The 13,740-nt window shown below is 72.4% G+C and carries 14 protein-coding genes and 1 tRNA gene; 8 read left to right on the top strand and 7 right to left on the bottom strand.

All coding sequences use genetic code 11. The annotated features are described in order from the left end of the window. Positions 1–11: 11 nt before the first annotated feature. Genes ACZ7GJ_RS15630 through ACZ7GJ_RS15620 form a run of 3 tightly spaced genes read right to left on the bottom strand, consistent with a single transcriptional unit; the run spans position 12 to position 1,289 of the window. Entirely contained in the window at positions 12–350 is a 339-nt protein-coding gene (locus ACZ7GJ_RS15630; protein WP_470752018.1) for a DUF202 domain-containing protein, read from the bottom strand. Continuing rightward, the gene (locus ACZ7GJ_RS15625; protein ID WP_470752017.1) at positions 347–745 is read right to left on the bottom strand and encodes a YidH family protein; all 399 of its coding nucleotides are present in this window, start codon (positions 743–745) and stop codon (positions 347–349) included. Before ACZ7GJ_RS15625 ends, ACZ7GJ_RS15630 begins: the two co-directional genes overlap by 4 nt. A 22-nt stretch (positions 746–767) precedes the next feature. Further along, positions 768–1,289, bottom strand: coding sequence for an NUDIX hydrolase (locus tag ACZ7GJ_RS15620; protein WP_470752015.1), 522 nt, complete (start codon positions 1,287–1,289; stop codon positions 768–770). A gap of 83 nt (positions 1,290–1,372) precedes the next feature. On the opposite strand from ACZ7GJ_RS15620, the gene ACZ7GJ_RS15615 reads away from it, so the two are divergent. Further along, entirely contained in the window at positions 1,373–3,028 is a 1,656-nt protein-coding gene (locus tag ACZ7GJ_RS15615; RefSeq protein ID WP_470752014.1) for an FAD-binding dehydrogenase, read from the top strand. An 82-nt stretch (positions 3,029–3,110) separates the two neighbouring features. Here the strand turns inward: ACZ7GJ_RS15615 and ACZ7GJ_RS15610 are convergent, their stop codons facing one another. Next, positions 3,111–3,536 carry an ASCH domain-containing protein gene (locus tag ACZ7GJ_RS15610; RefSeq protein WP_470752012.1) on the bottom strand — a complete coding sequence of 142 codons (426 nt, stop codon included), beginning with the start codon at positions 3,534–3,536 and terminating at the stop codon, positions 3,111–3,113. 194 nt (positions 3,537–3,730) lie between these two features. On the opposite strand from ACZ7GJ_RS15610, the gene ACZ7GJ_RS15605 reads away from it, so the two are divergent. The 3 genes from ACZ7GJ_RS15605 to ACZ7GJ_RS15595 all read left to right on the top strand — a co-directional run bounded on the left by ACZ7GJ_RS15605 (position 3,731) and on the right by ACZ7GJ_RS15595 (position 7,976). After that, complete coding sequence (locus ACZ7GJ_RS15605) at positions 3,731–4,681, top strand: hypothetical protein (protein WP_470752011.1); 951 nt, start codon at positions 3,731–3,733, stop codon at positions 4,679–4,681. A 91-nt stretch (positions 4,682–4,772) separates the two neighbouring features. Continuing rightward, positions 4,773–6,317, top strand: coding sequence for an APC family permease (locus tag ACZ7GJ_RS15600; protein WP_470752010.1), 1,545 nt, complete (start codon positions 4,773–4,775; stop codon positions 6,315–6,317). 219 nt (positions 6,318–6,536) lie between these two features. Continuing rightward, positions 6,537–7,976 carry an amino acid permease gene (locus tag ACZ7GJ_RS15595; protein WP_470752009.1) on the top strand — a complete coding sequence of 480 codons (1,440 nt, stop codon included), beginning with the start codon at positions 6,537–6,539 and terminating at the stop codon, positions 7,974–7,976. A gap of 86 nt (positions 7,977–8,062) precedes the next feature. Here ACZ7GJ_RS15595 and ACZ7GJ_RS15590 read toward each other — a convergent pair whose 3' ends face one another. Both ACZ7GJ_RS15590 and ACZ7GJ_RS15585 read right to left on the bottom strand, forming a co-directional pair. After that, complete coding sequence (locus ACZ7GJ_RS15590) at positions 8,063–9,691, bottom strand: protein kinase domain-containing protein (RefSeq protein WP_470752007.1); 1,629 nt, start codon at positions 9,689–9,691, stop codon at positions 8,063–8,065. Positions 9,692–9,764: 73 nt separating this feature from the next. Continuing rightward, a tRNA-Leu gene (locus tag ACZ7GJ_RS15585) sits at positions 9,765–9,852 on the bottom strand. 169 nt (positions 9,853–10,021) lie between these two features. Between ACZ7GJ_RS15585 and ACZ7GJ_RS15580 the strand changes: the two genes are divergently transcribed. From ACZ7GJ_RS15580 to ACZ7GJ_RS15570, 3 genes are all read left to right on the top strand, one after another. Beyond that, positions 10,022–11,347, top strand: a complete 1,326-nt coding sequence (locus ACZ7GJ_RS15580) for a M20/M25/M40 family metallo-hydrolase (protein WP_365917940.1) — start codon at positions 10,022–10,024, stop codon at positions 11,345–11,347. Positions 11,348–11,484: 137 nt separating this feature from the next. After that, a complete protein-coding gene (gene chpH / locus ACZ7GJ_RS15575) occupies positions 11,485–11,718 on the top strand; it encodes a chaplin ChpH (protein ID WP_470752006.1) in 234 nt (77 codons plus the stop codon). Between the two features lie 150 nt (positions 11,719–11,868). Continuing rightward, complete coding sequence (locus tag ACZ7GJ_RS15570) at positions 11,869–12,732, top strand: chaplin family protein (protein WP_470752005.1); 864 nt, start codon at positions 11,869–11,871, stop codon at positions 12,730–12,732. Positions 12,733–12,776: 44 nt separating this feature from the next. Here the strand turns inward: ACZ7GJ_RS15570 and ACZ7GJ_RS15565 are convergent, their stop codons facing one another. Further along, positions 12,777–12,965: a DUF5703 family protein gene (locus ACZ7GJ_RS15565; RefSeq protein WP_112452273.1), complete on the bottom strand. Its 189-nt coding sequence runs from the start codon at positions 12,963–12,965 to the stop codon at positions 12,777–12,779. Positions 12,966–13,012: 47 nt separating this feature from the next. On the opposite strand from ACZ7GJ_RS15565, the gene ACZ7GJ_RS15560 reads away from it, so the two are divergent. Continuing rightward, a complete protein-coding gene (locus tag ACZ7GJ_RS15560) occupies positions 13,013–13,696 on the top strand; it encodes a hypothetical protein (RefSeq protein ID WP_470752003.1) in 684 nt (227 codons plus the stop codon). The last annotated feature ends 44 nt before the right edge of the window (positions 13,697–13,740 follow it).

The following is a 13,740-nucleotide window of genomic DNA, read 5'->3' as shown; positions in this document are numbered from 1 at the left end:
CGATCAACGGCTCAGGTGATGACCGTCAGCGCCACCGACGCCAGCGCGACCGTGCACGCCACCGCCGCCAGTGCCGCCCGCGGCGCCAGCGCCGCGGGCCGGTCCGCCGCCAGCTCGCGGATCCGCCGGTGCGCCACCCACAGGAAGGCCAGATAGAGCAGGGCGATGCCCGCCGCCCCGATGACCTCCAGGGAGGAGCCGGACCCGTGCAGCACCTGCCGCAGCGCCAGTACGGCCGTCACCGAACAGGCGAGCGTCGTACGCCGCCACGCGAGCCGGGTCCGCTCCGGCTGCAACCCGGCGTCGCGCTGCGCGCCGGCAGCGTCCTCGCGGTGCGCGCCGGTGCTCACCGCCCCGTCGTCCAGCCCAGCAGCACGACGACCACCATCGCCACCGCGACCAGCCCCACTCCCAGGCTCAGCACCACCGGGAACCGGGACACCGGCAGGTCGTCGCCCCGCCGCATCGCCCGCTCGCAGCGCACCCAGTGGTTCACCGCCCGCAGCGCACAGGCCGCACCCACCGCGAGCAGTGCGAAGGCCATCCCGACCCGCACCCCCCACCGCAGGTCCGGCAGGAACTGGTCCACCGCGAAGCCGCCGCCCACGAGGGCGAGGGCGGTACGGATCCAGGCCAGGAAGGTCCGCTCGTTGGCCAGCGAGAAGCGGTAGTCGGGGGTCTCGCCCTCGTCCCGCACCCGCTGGGGTGCGAACCAGAGCCGCACGTCCTTGACGAAGTCGATCACCCCGCCAATCTACTGGCGCGACCTACTGGCGCGACTCCAGGAACCCTTGCAGCCGCCGGTGGGCCTCCAGCCCGTCGGGCACCCAGGCCCACTGCCCGTCCGCCACCCGCCGCTCCAGTTCCGCCTCGGGGAGCCAGTCGTGCCACGCCACCTCCGAGACCTGCGGCCGGACCGGGAGTTCGCACCGCACCTCGTGCACGTAGCTCCACCAGGCCCCGCCCGCGCCCTCGTACAGGAACTTGAACAGCGGCTGCGGCTGCGCCAGTCCCGTCACGCCCAGCTCCTCCTCGGCCTCCCGCAGGGCGGCCTGCGCGTAGCTCTCCCCGGCGCCCAGGACCCCGCCCACGAACATGTCGTAGTACGAGGGGAAGACCAGCTTCGACGCGGTCCTGCGGTGGACGAAGGTCCGCCCGGCGGCGTCCCTCACCCGCACGAACACGCACCGGTGGATCAGCCCGCCCGCGTACACCTCGCCCCGCGGGGCCTGTCCCGTCACCCGGTCGTCCCGGTCCACCACGTCCAGTACTTCATCAGCGGCGCTCATGAGATCCATCCAATCACCCCTGTTGACGGGTTACCGGTCCGTAGCCAAGGATCGCCCCACCATCGACGGAGGACGGGTTTCGCATGACGTACGACGCAGACGTGATCGTGATCGGGGCGGGGCTCGCGGGCCTCGTGGCCACCGCCGAACTCGTCGACGCCGGCCGCAAGGTCATCCTGCTCGACCAGGAGCCCGAGCAGTCCATCGGGGGGCAGGCGCACTGGTCCTTCGGCGGCCTGTTCTTCGTCGATTCGCCCGAGCAGCGCCGGATGCGGATCAAGGACAGCCACGACCTCGCCCTCCAGGACTGGCTGGGCACCGCCGGCTTCGACCGGACCGAGGACGCCTGGCCGCGCCGCTGGGCCGAGGCGTACGTCGACTTCGCGGCCGGCGAGAAGCGCCCCTGGCTGCACGCGCAGGGCGTGCGCTTCTTCCCCGTGGTCGGCTGGGCCGAGCGCGGCGGCTACGACGCCAACGGCCACGGCAACTCCGTACCCCGCTTCCACATCACCTGGGGCACCGGCCCCGGCCTGGTGGAGCCCTTCGAGCGGCGCGTCCGCGCGGGCGTGGCCCGCGGCCTGGTCCAGCTGAGGTTCCGCCACCGGGTCACCGGGCTCTCCCGCACGGCGGGCGCGGTGGACACCGTCACCGGTGAGGTCCTGGAGCCCTCCGACGCCGCACGGGGAACCGCGAGCGGCCGCGAGAGCGCCGGGGCCTTCTCCCTGCGCGCCCAGGCCGTGATCGTGACCAGCGGCGGCATCGGCGGCAACCACGACCTCGTGCGCAGCCAGTGGCCGGCCCGGCTCGGCACCCCGCCGCAGCGGATGCTCTCCGGGGTCCCGGCGCACGTGGACGGGCTGATGCTCGGCATCGCGGAGGCGGCCGGCGCCAGCCACATCAACAAGGACCGGATGTGGCACTACACCGAGGGCATCGAGAACTGGAACCCGATCTGGGCCAAGCACGGCATCCGCATCCTGCCCGGGCCGTCCTCGCTCTGGCTGGACGCGACGGGCAAGCGGCTTCCCGTACCGCTCTTCCCGGGCTTCGACACCCTCGGCACCCTCGACCACATCATGAAGTCGGGCCACGACCACACCTGGTTCGTGCTCAACCAGCGGATCATCGGCAAGGAGTTCGGCCTCTCCGGCTCCGAGCAGAACCCGGACCTGACCGGCAAGTCGATCCGCGGTGTCATCGACCGCGCCCGGCAGGCCGTACCGGGCCCGGTGCAGGCGTTCATGGACAACGGGGCGGACTTCGTCGTCGAGCGGGACCTGTCCGCGCTGGTCCGCCGGATGAACGAGATCACCAAGGAGGACCTGCTCGACGAGGAGACGGTGCGCCGGGAGATCGTCTCCCGGGACCGGGAGATCGCCAACCCCTTCACCAAGGACCTCCAGGTGACGGCCATCCACGGCGCCCGCAAGTACCTCGGCGACAAGCTGATCCGCACCGCCGCCCCGCACCGGATCCTGGACCCCGCGGCCGGCCCGCTGATCGCGGTGCGGCTCTCGATCCTGACCCGCAAGTCCCTGGGCGGACTGGAGACCGACCTGTCCTCGCGGGTCCTGGCCGCGGACGGCGAGCCGCTGCCGGGCGTGTACGCGGCGGGCGAGGCGGCCGGCTTCGGAGGCGGCGGGGTGCACGGCTACCGCGCCCTGGAGGGCACCTTCCTCGGCGGCTGCATCTTCTCGGGCCGCGCCGCCGGGCGCGCCGCGGCGAAGGCGGTCGGCTGACCGTACGAGGTGTCCGCGGGGGCTTGCCCCCGGCCCGGCGGGCTGCCCCCCGGGCCGGGGGCAGAGCGCCCCGGGGGCGGCCTCAGGCCGGCCGGGCCACGATCCGGAACCGCTCCGCCACCACCTGGGTGTCGTCGTCCACCGTGAACTCCGGATCGCCGAGCTCCTCGCGCAGCGGCGCACTGTGCCAGAACCCCTCGTGCGAGGCACGCCATTCGGCCACTGACGCGTATCCCTCGCCCTCGTCCAGCGCGTGTTGCAGGTCCACGTCGGCGAGCCGGAGCACCCGGACATCCGTGATTTCCAGGACGGCCACCGCGCGCTCCTCGGAGTCCACCATCGCGAACCGCTCGCCGACCTCGGGCAGCGGCTCGCCCGCGGTCCCGTACCACTGGAGCAGCCCCGTCGTGGTGGTCTTCGCACCGCTCAGAACGGCCGCCACCAGCATGTCGCGCAGCGGTCCGGGGAAGCCCAGCTCGAACGGCTGAAGATCGTCGTAGGTCGCCATGAGTCCACCCTACGTGCTCCCCCCACGAGCCAGGCGAACCGGAACAAGCCGCTCAACTCACTCCCTCGCCGCACCAGTTGAAACACGCCACCCAGTGGACTGGACCTTGACTCGGAGCAGTGCCTACCGCTTTGCTGTGCGTGATCATTCGGCCACACCGTCCAATCGCCCGCGTCCTGGAGGGAATTCCGCGGATGTCCCCCCCTCCGCCGCCCCTCGGCCGCGCCCGCAAGCGGGACGCCCAGCTCTTCGACTCGGCCCTCTGCGACAGCGAACTGGTCGATGTGCGGAGCCAGTTCACGCAAGGGCGCTGGGCCAAGGCCCGCTCCCTCCTGGTCGCCACCGGCGACGACTGGGACCGCCGCGGCCACCGCCTCGTCGTCCTCGCCGAGACCCCGGCCGCCACCGCCTGGGCCCGCGAATGGCTGCTCGCCGAGCCCGAGAGCGCCGACGCCACGACCCTCCTCGCCTGCGCGGCCGTCTTCACCGCCCTGCGCCGCAAGGGCACGCCCGAGGCTGCCGAGGAGGCCTGCCGGCGGGCCGCCGCCCTGTTCCCCGCCGACCCCACGCCCTGGCTCGGCCTGCTGCTGCTCACCCGTGCCTTCGGCAGCGAGGAGGAGTTCAGCCGCCACTTCGACCAGGTGCGGGCCCGCCACCGCGAGCACCACCACGCCCACCACCTGATGGTCGCCAAGCTGGCCGAGCGCACCCCCGCGTCCGGCCACGACCCGCTCCACGAGGTCTACGACTTCGCCGCCTGGGCCGCCGAGGAGTCCCCGGCCGACTCCCCGCTCGCCGTGCTCCCCGTCATCGCCCACGCCGAGCGCTACCGGGTGCTCGCCGGCAAGTACGGCTCCGACAGCAGCGCCGGCGCCGTGGCCCACTGGTCGGGCCGCCGCGCCCGCCAGGTGCTGCGCTCCGCCTTCGACTGGTGGCTGGAGTGGGAGCGCGAGGACCACCCCCGCAACCGCGTGGACCTCAACTTCCTGGCCCACGCCAAGCTCTGCGAGGGCCGCCCCGCCGAGGCCGCCGCACTCTTCCACCGCATCGGGAGCCACGCGACCCCGGCCCCCTGGTCCTACCCGGACCTAGACCCCCACAAGGCCTTCCTCGCCGCGCGCAGTGTCGCGCTCGGGACCGCCTGAGCCTTCGTCCCCACAACCCCCGAAGAGCCTTCGCCCCCGAAACCCCCTGAAGACCCCCGAAGGCTCGCCCACCCCCGAAAGGACACCCGCCATGGCGACGGGCAGATCCACCACGCTCCAGGACGCGGCCGAGATCCGCACGTACAAGGGTCAGGACCGCGCCCTGCGCGCCGACCGCCTCGGCACCGCCGGGCTGCTGCTCTCCGTACTCGCCGCCAGCGCCCCCCTCATGGTGGTCGCAGGTGTCATGCCCACGACCTTCGGGGTCATGGGGGTCGTCGGCCAGCCGCTGCTGTTCGTCATCCTCGGAGCCGTCCTCGCGCTCTTCAGCGTCGGCTACGCCGAGATGAGCCGCCACGTCCACAACGCCGGCGCCTTCTACGCGTACATCGCCCGCGGCCTCGGCCCCACCGCCGGCGCCGGCGCCTCGGTCCTCGCCCTCGTCGCCTACAGCGCCATGCAGGTCGGCGTCTACGGCATCCTCGGCTTCGAGATCTCCGGCCTCTTCGCCACCTACCTCGAAATCGAACTCGCCTGGTGGATACCGGCCCTGCTCGCGGTCGCCGCCACCGGCGCCCTCGGCTGGCTCAAGATCGACCTCAACGCCAAGGTCCTCGGCGTCCTCCTGCTCATCGAGTGCGCCCTCGTCGTCGCCTTCGACGCCGCCGCCCTCGGCAAGCCCGGCCCCGAAGGCCTCTCGCTGCACGCCTTCAACCCCGAGACCCTCAGCGGCGCCGGGCTCGGCACCGCCCTGTGTTTCTGCATCGCCGCCTTCGTCGGCTTCGAGCAGTCCCCGGTCTACGCCGAGGAGACCAGCAAGCCGCACATCGTCGTCTCCCGCGTCATGTTCCTCGCCGTCGGCTTCGTCGCCCTCTTCTTCGCCTTCAGCGCCTGGGCCCTCACCGTCGCCACCGGCCCCGCCGAGGTCGTCAAGACCTCCGCCGAAGCCGGCCCCGGCCTGCTCTTCCAGCTCACCGAGGACCGCCTCGGCACCGCCTTCACCGACACCCTGCACGTCCTGTTCGTGACTGGCATGTTCGCCGCGATGCTCAGCTTCCACAACGTCGTCGCCCGCTACGCCTTCGCCATGGGCCGTGAGGGCCTGCTCCCGGCCGCCTTCGGCCGTACCAACGCCGGCACCGGCGCCCCCGCCACCGGCTCGCTCCTGCAGACCGTCGTCGCCACCGTCGTCGTCCTCGCCTTCGCCTTCACCGACGACAAGCCCGCGGGCGACCCCACCGCACCGGTCCTGCACCTGTTCACCTGGATGGGCAGCGTCGGGGCCCTCGGTGTGACCCTGCTCATGGCCGCCGCCTCCTTCGCCGTCATCGCCTTCTTCGTCCGGCGCGGCACCGCCGGCGCCCAGATCTGGCGGCTGATCGCGGCCGGCGCCGCGGGCCTCGCCCTCCTCGCCATCGCCGTCTACACCGTCCGCGACTTCGGCGTCCTGGTCGGCGCCGGGGACGGCTCCGCACTCAGCTGGGTACTGCCCGGCATCATCGGCGCCGCCGTCGTGAGCGGCCTGCTCTACGGGGCCGTGCTGCGCAGCCGCCGCCCCGAGGTGCACGCCCGCATCGGCCTGGGCAACGAGGCCTTCCGCCTCGACCAGGCAGCGGAGGCGGCGCCGCAGGAGTAGCCCCCGCGCCTCGCATTCGAGCTCACGCGAAGCCCCCGACGCCCGTTTCCAAGGTCGTCGGGGGCTTCGGCGCGTAAGGGGAGGATTTTGGCGGGTGGCGGAGGCTCATGGTCTCCTGGGGCGACAAAAACACCGGATCGCGGCACAGGGGACACCACCCAGCTCCCCTGCACGCCGGTCCGGACCTGCCTGTCCGACCCCATGAAGGCGAAGTCATACATGAGTGACCGCACCTTGACCGAGGCTCCCGCCCCGGCGTCTTCCCCCCATGTCGACGCCGGTGACGAGGGCTACAGCAAGGACCTCAAGTCCCGCCACATCAACATGATCGCGATCGGCGGGGCGATAGGCACCGGCCTGTTCCTCGGCGCCGGCGGCCGCCTCGCCGGCGCGGGCCCCTCCCTCGCCATCGCCTACGCGGTGTGCGGGGTCTTCGCCTTCTTCGTGGTCCGGGCCCTCGGCGAGCTCGTCCTCTACCGCCCCTCCTCCGGCGCCTTCGTCTCCTACGCCCGCGAGTTCATGGGGGAGAAGGGCGCCTACACGGCCGGCTGGCTCTACTTCCTCAACTGGTCCACGACCACCGTCGCCGACATCACCGCCGCGGCCACCTACGCCCACTTCTGGTCGATGTTCACCGACGTCCCCCAGTGGGTCCTCGCGTTCATCGCCCTCGCCATCGTCCTCACCGCGAACCTGATCTCGGTGAAGTACTTCGGCGAGATGGAGTTCTGGTTCTCCCTGGTCAAGGTCGCCGCCCTGACGATCTTCCTGATCGTCGGCATCTACCTCGTCGCCACCAGCCACGAGATCGACGGCCACACCCCGGGCCTGTCCACCATCACCGACAACGGCGGCATCTTCCCCGTCGGCATGCTCCCGATGCTGCTCGTGATCCAGGGCGTGGTCTTCGCCTACGCCTCCGTCGAGCTGTGCGGCGTCGCCGCCGGCGAGACCGAGAACCCCGAGAAGATCATGCCCAAGGCGATCAACTCGATCATGTGGCGCGTCGGCATCTTCTACGTCGGCTCGGTCATCCTCCTCGCGCTGCTGCTCCCGTACACCGAGTACACGGACGGTCAGAGCCCCTTCGTCACCGTCTTCGACAAGCTGGGCATCCCCGGCACCGCCGGGATCATGAACCTGGTCGTCCTGACCGCGGCCCTCTCCAGCCTCAACTCCGGCCTCTACTCCACCGGCCGCATCCTGCGCTCGATGGCCATGTCCGGCTCCGCGCCGAAGTTCACCGCCCGCATGAACAAGGGCAAGGTCCCCTACGGCGGCGTCCTGTTCACCGCCGCCTTCGGCCTGGCCGGCGTCGCGCTGAACAAGTTCATGCCGTCCGAGGCCTTCGAGATCGTCCTGAACTTCGCCTCCCTCGGCATCCTCGGCACCTGGGCGATGGTCATGATCTGCTCGCTCTTCTTCTGGCGCCGCGCGCGCGAGGGCAAGGTCGAGCGCCCGTCCTACCGCCTGCCCTGGGCCCCCTACACCCAGCTCGTCACGCTGGCCTTCCTCGTCACGGTCCTGGTCCTGATGTGGTGCGACGGCGGCGTCGGCCGCACCACGGTCATGTTCGTCCCGGTCATCGGAGCCGCCCTGGTCGGCGGCTGGTACCTGGTCCGCGGCCGGGTCGCCGAGCTCGCCGCGTCCCGCGACTGAGGCGGGCACCGAGCGCCGGCCGACACAGGGCCCCGCCGTCCGGATCACACTCCGGAGGGCGGGGCCCTGTCCGCGCTCCGGCGCCGTCAGGGGCTCGCGGAGCCCCGTACGCCCGGCACGAAGGAGTCCAGCGCCGCGTCGAAGTGCCCGCGCGCCTCGGCGGTCCGGCCGACGGGCGTCGACACCCACACGTCGTACAGCAGCCCGTCCTGCTCCCAGCACAGGTCGAAGGTGTGCCGGGCGCCCTCGGTGCGGGTGAAACCGTCCCAGGTGAACTCCCACAGGGCGGCCGGCAGCCCGTCGTGCGTCGTCGGGACGACCTTGTTCTCCCGGTAGCCGGGGTTGGTCTCCGCGCCCTGCCGGTCGGCGAAGCGCATCGCCCCCAGCGGGCCCCCGGCCGGCGCAGCCGACGTCCTGATCCCGATGCGCACGGACCCGTCCGGCGACCCGTAGAACACCCGCTGGTCGTCGGTGGTACGGACATACCCGGCCGGTACGGCGAGGCTGAACCCCCGGGGGTCGGCGACGACCTGGTACCCGGCCGGCGCGGGCCGCACCGACCCGGCGGGCGAGGCCGACGGGGACGGCGCGGGGGACGGTGAAGCGGAGGCGGAAGCGGACCTGGACGGGCCCGCCGCGCCCGCCGTCGCACCGGACTCCCGCCCCTTCGCCCGGCCGTCGCTGCCGCCGTCGCCGAGGAGCGAGGTCGCGGTCACCGTCGCGCCGACCGTCAAGACGATCAGCGCGGCGACCAGCCCCGCCCGCAGCGCCCGCCGCCGCCCGGACTCCGGGGGAAGCGGCCCGCCCGGCCGGGTCGCCCGCTCGGCCGGCGCCTGCTTCGCGGCCGGTACGGGCTCCTCCGCCCCGCCCCCGTCCGCCGCACAGGCCGACAGCAGCCGCGCCGCCCCGGCCGCGCCCAGCCGCAGCTCCGGGTCGCGCTCCAGCAGGCCCCGTACGACCGGAACCAGCGGCCCGAGCCCGGCGGGCGGGCGGATCTCGCCGAACACGACGGCGTGCAGGATCCCGCCCACCGAATCCCGGCGGAACGGAGACTCGCCGGTCACGGCCGCGCACAGCAGGGCGCCGAGCGACCACAGATCGGCCGCGGGCCCCGCTTCCCCGCCCTGCATCCGCTCGGGCGCCGTGTACTCGGGGGAGCCCATGAAGGCCCCGGCCTCGCTGATGGTCGTGGCCCCGGCGAGCCGGGCGATCCCGAAGTCGGTCAGCACCACCCGCCCCGTGCCCGCCTCCAGGAGCACATTGGCCGGCTTCACGTCCCGGTGCAGCACACCCCGCTCGTGCGCCGCACCGAGGGCCCCGAGGAGCGCCAGCCCGAGCCGGGCCGCCTCACCGGGGGCCAGCGGCCCGGCGCCCGCGAGCCGGTCGGCCAGCGAACCGCCGTCGACGAGCTCCATGACGATGAAGGGGATCCCCTCGTGCTCCACGACGTCGTGCACGACCACGACGTGCGGATGCCTGATCTGCGCGACGACCCGCGCCTCGCGCAGGGCGGCCGCACCGCGCCCAGCGGCGTCGACATGGAGTTCCTTGACGGCCACCGACCGCCCGAGCAGTTCGTCGGAGGCCCGCCAGACCGTCCCCATGCCGCCCCGGCCCAGCCGCTGCTGAAGCCGGTAACGGCCACCGATCACCGTGCTGTTGCCCGGACCGTCCTGCGCCACGCCCTCAACCCCCGTCCGCCGCTCAGGGGCCATGATGCCGCAAACCCCGCCCGGCACCCCGCGGCCCGCAAACGCAAAGAACCCCACCGGAGTGGGGTTCTTCGTTTGGTGTCCGAGGGGGGACTTGAACCCCCACGCCCGATAAAGGGCACTAGCACCTCAAGCTAGCGCGTCTGCCATTCCGCCACCCGGACAAGGTGTCTGTCTCGCGTCCCTCGCGGGCCGTTCCGACGTGGAAAACATTACCAAACATTCCGGGGTCCTCGATCACACCCCCCGACGGCCGGGGATCGCCCTTGGGGAGAACGGCCCGGAGCGGGAGGATGGGAGGCAGTTCGGTACCGATCAGTGGGAGGAAGCAGCGTGAGCGAGTCGAGCGCGGGCAGGACAGTCTCCGGCGAGGACGAGGTGGTCGACCTCTGCCGGGACCTCATCCGGATCGACACCAGCAACTACGGCGACCACTCCGGGCCCGGCGAGCGCAAGGCGGCCGAATGGGTCGCCGAGAAGCTCGCCGAGGTCGGGCTGGAGCCGCAGATCTTCGAATCGCACAAGGGGCGCGCCTCGACGGTCGCGCGGATCGAGGGCGAGGACCCGTCCCGGCCCGCGCTCCTGATCCACGGGCACACCGACGTGGTCCCGGCCAATGCCGCCGACTGGACCTACGACCCCTTCGCGGGCGAGATCGCCGACGGCTGCGTGTGGGGCCGCGGCGCGGTCGACATGAAGGACATGGACGCGATGACGCTGGCCGTCGTACGCGACCGCATGCGCAGCGGGCGCAAGCCCCCGCGGGACATCGTGCTGGCCTTCCTCGCCGACGAGGAGGCGGGCGGCGTCTACGGCGCACGGCACCTCGTGGACAAGCACCCCGGGCTGTTCGAGGGGGTCACGGAGGCGATCGGCGAGGTCGGCGGCTTCTCCTTCACGGTCAACGAGAACCTGCGGCTCTACCTCGTGGAGACGGCCCAGAAGGGCATGCACTGGATGCGGCTCACGGTGGAGGGCACCGCGGGCCACGGCTCCATGACCAACAACGACAACGCGATCACGGAGCTGTGCGAGGCCGTCGGGCGCCTGGGCCGCCACCAGTGGCCGGTGCGCGTCACCAAGACCGTCCGGCACTTCCTGGACGAGCTCTCGGACGCTCTCGGCACCCCGCTCGACCCCGACGACATGGACGCCACGCTCGCCAAGCTCGGCGGCATCGCCAAGATGGTCGGCGCGACGCTGCGCAATTCGGCCGCCCCGACCATGCTCGGCGCCGGCTACAAGGTCAACGTCATCCCCGGCCAGGCCACGGCGCACGTGGACGGCCGCTTCCTGCCGGGCTACGAGGACGAGTTCTTCGCCGACCTCGACCGGATCCTCGGCCCGCGCGTGAAGCGCGAGGACGTGCACGGGGACAGGGCCCTGGAGACGGACTTCGACGGCAGGCTCGTGGACGCCATGCAGGGCGCCCTGCGGGCCGAGGACCCGATCGCGCGCGCGGTCCCGTACATGCTCTCGGGCGGTACGGACGCGAAGTCCTTCGACGACCTCGGCATCCGCTGCTTCGGCTTCGCGCCGCTGCAACTGCCGCCGGAGCTGGACTTCGCCGGGATGTTCCACGGCGTGGACGAGCGGGTTCCGGTCGACGGGCTCAAGTTCGGCGTTCGGGTGCTCGACCGATTCATTGACAACGCCTAACGCCCGGGAATCGCAGAGGTGTGCGCAAACCACTGAGAAGAGTGAATGCGCTCATACGCTCGTAGCCCTGGTGAACCCTCCTCGTTACAGGTGGTGCGGTCCGCGGCTGGGACCGCACTTGCCTACTAGGAGGAACAATGCTCAAGAAGGTTGTCGCTGCTGCGGCTGCCACCGGTGGTCTGGTGCTCGCGGGTGCGGGTCTGGCTGTCGCCGACGCGGGTGCCCAGGGTGCGGCCATCGGCTCCCCCGGTGTCGCGTCCGGCAACGTCATCCAGGTGCCGGTCCACATCCCCGTGAACGTCTGCGGTAACACCGTCAACGTGATCGGCCTGCTGAACCCGGCCTTCGGCAACACCTGCGTCAACGCCTGACGCATCTGAAGTTCTCGGCCCCGGAGCGCATTCCAGCGCTCCGGGGCTGCCGGGCTTTACGGCCCGGCGCTGATCTTTCGGCGTACGAGGCGGGGGAGCCTGTACGGCCAGTGCGTCGACCACACGTACACACCAGGGGACGAAGTACACATGCGACGACAGGTACAGGTCACCACCGGGAAGACCTTGATCACCATGGCGGCCGCGGGGGGTCTGCTCGCGCTCGGCGGGGGCTACGCACACGCGGACTCCGGCGCGTCCGGGCATGCCGCGAACTCGCCCGGACTGCTGTCCGGCAACAACGTCCAGGCGCCCGTGGACACACCGGTGAACGCCTGCGGCAACACGGTCACGGTGGTCGGGGCCCTGAACCCGGCCTTCGGCAACCGCTGTTCCAACACCCAGTCCAAGCCCGCCCACCCGGGCCACCCCGGTAACCCGGGCACGCCGGGCCACCCGGGTCATCCCGGTACACCGGGCCACCCCGGCAATCCGGGCACGCCCGGCCACCCGGACGAGCCGTGCGACGAGGACGGCCCCGGCCACCCCGGCACGCCGGGCCACCCCGGCAACCCGGGTACGCCGGGCCACCCCGGCAACCCGGGTACGCCGGGCCACCCGGGCAATCCGGGCACGCCCGGCAACCCCGGCACGCCTGGAAACCCGGGCACGCCTGGAAACCCGGGCACGCCTGGAAACCCGGGCACGCCCGGTCAGCCGGGAACCCCGGGCAACCCCGGCACTCCGGGCACCCCCGGACAGCCCGGCACGGGCCCCGGCACCGGCACTCCCGGACAGCCCGGTACGGGCCCCGGCACCGGCACTCCCGGACAGCCCGGTACGGGCCCCGGTACGGGCAGCGGCACCGGAACCCCCGCACAGCCCGGCACGGGCAGCGGCCCCGGTCTCGCCGCCACCGGCGCCGGTGACGTCCTCAGCGCCGGCGTACCGCTGGCCGGAGGCATGCTGCTGGCCGGCGCCGTGCTCTACCGCCGGGCGCGCAACGCCGCCTGACGTGGCGTGACGCGGTCCCCGCCCCCGGGGACCGCGTCACCGCGTCACCAGGTCGCGCGGACCTGTCGGATGATCCGGCGGCGCAGTCGCACGCGGCGACTGCCGTCCCGAAGCAGGGTCAGCCGGTCGAGCTCCCAATGCCCGTACTCGGCATGATCGGTCAGCAGGCGGGTCGTTTCCTGGCGAGGAACCCCGCGGGGCACGTACAGGTCGACAAATTCGTATTCCGGCATCGCATCTATTGTGCGGGCAGAGCCCTGCTACGGATAGCGTCTGCACTATGTCTGATGCCGCTCTGCCCACTGTTGCCGAGGTACGCGCCGCCGCCGAGGCGGTCAAGGCCGCGCTCGACCGTCACCTCGCCGCGGTCGAGAGCAGGATCGGGGACGAGGACCCGGCCGTCTACGCGGCGTTCAACGAACTCGCCGCCGCGGCCGAGGAGTACGACGAACTCCTCTACGACCGCTACGACGAGGTCACCCCGTTCGAGATCCCCACGCCCGAGGACGGGGTCCCGTACACGGGTCCCGCCGAGCCCGCCGCCTTCAGCGTGCTCGTCCGCCGCGACTACGCCGTCGTCGAACCGGCCCGGCTGATCGCCCAGGCCGAGCGCGTCGCCGCGCACGACCGGGACGCCGACCTCGACCACGACGGCGGCACCGCCGGTGCGCTGGGCGTGCTGTTCGGGGAGTACGAGCCGGACGAGATCGCCTCCCGCGCCAAGGACTTCGGCCTGGAGGAGGGCGACTCCACCCTCTGGATCGCGGCGTCGGAGGAGATCGCGGAACCGGGGGAGTGGCTGGGCTCGCCCTTCGGGCACACCGATCCGCAGGACGTCCTGCACCGCTTCGACGTCAGCTCCGTCTTCGACGAGGAGGCCGACGAGTTCGACGAGGAGGCGGACGAGGAGCCCGGCGACGAGCGGCGGGACGAGACCGCCGAGCAGGGCCTGACACCCGCCTGAACCACCGCGGCCCCCGTCCCCGGCAACCGCTGGGGGACGGGGGC

The organism is Streptomyces sp. NPDC037242, assembly GCF_055604165.1.
Note: the sequence above shows the minus strand (reverse complement) of the source record. Positions and strands in the feature narration are given on the sequence as shown.

Excerpts from the sequence above, each read along its gene's own strand:
- ACZ7GJ_RS15620 (WP_470752015.1), bottom strand. The coding sequence starts at position 1,289 with ATGAGCGCCGCTGATGAAGTACTGGACGTGGTGGACCGGGACGACCGG.
- ACZ7GJ_RS15615 (WP_470752014.1), top strand. The coding sequence starts at position 1,373 with ATGACGTACGACGCAGACGTGATCGTGATCGGGGCGGGGCTCGCGGGC.
- ACZ7GJ_RS15610 (WP_470752012.1), bottom strand. The coding sequence starts at position 3,536 with ATGGCGACCTACGACGATCTTCAGCCGTTCGAGCTGGGCTTCCCCGGA.
- ACZ7GJ_RS15605 (WP_470752011.1), top strand. The coding sequence starts at position 3,731 with ATGTCCCCCCCTCCGCCGCCCCTCGGCCGCGCCCGCAAGCGGGACGCC.
- ACZ7GJ_RS15600 (WP_470752010.1), top strand. The coding sequence starts at position 4,773 with ATGGCGACGGGCAGATCCACCACGCTCCAGGACGCGGCCGAGATCCGC.
- ACZ7GJ_RS15595 (WP_470752009.1), top strand. The coding sequence starts at position 6,537 with ATGAGTGACCGCACCTTGACCGAGGCTCCCGCCCCGGCGTCTTCCCCC.
- ACZ7GJ_RS15590 (WP_470752007.1), bottom strand. The coding sequence starts at position 9,691 with ATGGCCCCTGAGCGGCGGACGGGGGTTGAGGGCGTGGCGCAGGACGGT.
- chpH (WP_470752006.1), top strand. The coding sequence starts at position 11,485 with ATGCTCAAGAAGGTTGTCGCTGCTGCGGCTGCCACCGGTGGTCTGGTG.
- ACZ7GJ_RS15570 (WP_470752005.1), top strand. The coding sequence starts at position 11,869 with ATGCGACGACAGGTACAGGTCACCACCGGGAAGACCTTGATCACCATG.
- ACZ7GJ_RS15565 (WP_112452273.1), bottom strand. The coding sequence starts at position 12,965 with ATGCCGGAATACGAATTTGTCGACCTGTACGTGCCCCGCGGGGTTCCT.
- ACZ7GJ_RS15560 (WP_470752003.1), top strand. The coding sequence starts at position 13,013 with ATGTCTGATGCCGCTCTGCCCACTGTTGCCGAGGTACGCGCCGCCGCC.